General features: G+C 62.8%; 4 protein-coding genes. All 4 read right to left on the reverse strand.

Features of this window, described 5'->3' with window-relative positions; all coding sequences use genetic code 11:
* Nucleotides 1-138 precede the first annotated feature (138 nt).
* The 4 genes from OO70_RS55160 to OO70_RS50290 all read right to left on the reverse strand — a co-directional run bounded on the left by OO70_RS55160 (nucleotide 139) and on the right by OO70_RS50290 (nucleotide 1,774).
* Nucleotides 139-363 carry a DUF7940 domain-containing protein gene (locus tag OO70_RS55160; RefSeq protein WP_030529760.1) on the reverse strand — a complete coding sequence of 75 codons (225 nt, stop codon included), beginning with the start codon at nucleotides 361-363 and terminating at the stop codon, nucleotides 139-141.
* Nucleotides 364-435: 72 nt separating this feature from the next.
* On the reverse strand, nucleotides 436-945 hold the full coding sequence (locus tag OO70_RS50280; protein WP_158711683.1) for a hypothetical protein: 510 nt from the start codon (nucleotides 943-945) through the stop codon (nucleotides 436-438).
* Nucleotides 942-1,388, reverse strand: coding sequence for a hypothetical protein (locus OO70_RS50285; protein WP_043688236.1), 447 nt, complete (start codon nucleotides 1,386-1,388; stop codon nucleotides 942-944). The genes OO70_RS50280 and OO70_RS50285 overlap by 4 nt, the downstream gene beginning before the upstream one ends.
* A 2-nt stretch (nucleotides 1,389-1,390) precedes the next feature.
* A complete protein-coding gene (locus tag OO70_RS50290) occupies nucleotides 1,391-1,774 on the reverse strand; it encodes a hypothetical protein (RefSeq protein WP_043688237.1) in 384 nt (127 codons plus the stop codon).
* Nucleotides 1,775-1,973 lie beyond the last annotated feature (199 nt).

The raw sequence follows: 1,973 nt of genomic DNA on the forward strand, positions 1-1,973 counted from the left end.
GTTCCGATCTGGTCGATCTTCGCGGTGTACCAGACGCCTTCGTGCTTCTGCACGCTCGGGATGGCGATGGGGATAGCGGCGGCGATCAGTGCGGCGACCGACATGCCCCCGACGAGTTGGCGCTTTGTGGGTGCCATGTCAGTCTTCCTTTTCTTGGGCGATGAATCTCGATGCGAGTGCGCCCACCGTGCAGACGAGCGTGAGCACCGAGAAAAGGTTGTAGTTGAAGAAGGTCTCGTATCTCGGCAGCACTGCGTTCGCGCCTTCGAACAGACACGACAGGCCGAGGAAGCGCACAGACCAAGAGCGCTTCACCACCCATCGCCAGTCGGCGACGAGCCGAGCTTCTATTTGCTTGAACATGGGTGATCCTTGAATGCAGAACGGCCGCCCCGAGGGACGGCCGTTTCTGCGACTGATAGAGCTGAGAGGCTGTTAGTGCAGCGCCCCTGCGGCCCGGAAGAACGCGTCGATATCCAGCGGCGTCATGTTCTGTGACGGGCAGAAAATCTTCACCATCGGATGATTGCGCTCCACGGTCTGTCCGCCGAGCAGGTGCATGCGGGCATCGAACGCGTCGTTCGCCGACATCGCCGCAACCACCGTCTCGATCTTCGCGGGCAGCGTGCGCCGGTTGTCATAGACCGCGAGCGCTTCGTCCTGCGTGATGATCCCCGCGATGGCGAGCTGTTGGAAGAACTGACGGAGCGAGATGTCGCCGCAGGGCCAGCCGTACGGGACGAGCTGCGCGCGGATCGTGTCCTCCGTCTGGTTGGCCGCGCCGTTACCCGGCCAGGGCGACGGCACCAGCCCCATCGACTGCCACGCCTGGAAGGCGGCGTCGCTCGCCGCGACGAGTGACATCGTAGCGGTGCTGTAGATGCGACCGTCTTCCGACAGGAAGTACCAGTTCATCGGGTTGAAAGGGGTAGAAAACAAGGTCATGAGAAGGTAGCTCCTGAAGCGAGAACGCCAGCGGTGCTGCCGGGGATTGTCTTGCCGCCCGTGAGGAACGCACCGCTCTGATAACCGTAGTAGGCAGGGCCGGTCGCCGTTCCGCTGAAGCCGCCGACCAGATAGACCGAGCCAACCGCTCCGGCGTATATGGTGCCGACCGAGAACGCCGGGGTGCCGACCAACGTCACCGTGCAACTTGTCTGCACCGAAACGCTTCCGCCAACCTGCGCCGAGAGCGCCGAGGCACTGTTGCCCTGAATGTTGACGTTGCCGTTGATATTGACCGAGCCGCCGCTGACGCCGTTGATATGATAGTTCGGCGAGGTAGCACCGAACTGCGCCGTCACGTTGCTCATCGAGATCGTGCCGGTGTACGCAGCCTGGATCAACTGCATGTCGGTGCGCGTGGTATAGACGGTGAGACCACGCAAGTTCAGAGCAGCACCACCCGCGTAAACGAGCGCGGAGTAGCCGGTGAGCGTCGGCGGGGCCTGGATGACGTAGGCCGACTGGTTCGCCGGATCACCAACGTGCCGCCTCCACCGCCGCCCATGTTCGCTTGGATCATGGACAGCACGGCCTGATAGACCATCGTGTCCGTGGCGTCGTCGAGCGTGACGCCTGCTTGGCGCACAAGGTAGCGGAGGTTGCCGATGAAGACGTTGAAGAAGTCGGCCGTCGCGAACGTGCCGTCCTTCGCGCCAGCGGCCGAACAGTTCTTGAACCACGTATCAGTGCCCGCACTGGCCTTCGGGTCGGCAGGCGGGCGCGCGGTCGAATAGTTCGGGCCTTGCGGCCCAAACGCTGTACCAGTCATGTGATGGTGTCTCCTGGGGAATTGTTTTGGGGAGGCGCGGTCTTAATGAACCGAGCCCGCTACCCAAACGTTGTAGGCGAACGCCGAGCCCGAGCTGACCGAACCCGCTGGCGTGACGTAGTGGTATCCTTCCGTGAACGGACTCAGCGCTACGCGCGTCGAAAGAGGCAGCACACGGCCGCTGCCGTCTGTGTTAGCC

This window comes from Streptomyces xylophagus, from assembly GCF_000716435.1.
Lineage (GTDB): Bacteria > Actinomycetota > Actinomycetes > Streptomycetales > Streptomycetaceae > Streptomyces > Streptomyces xylophagus.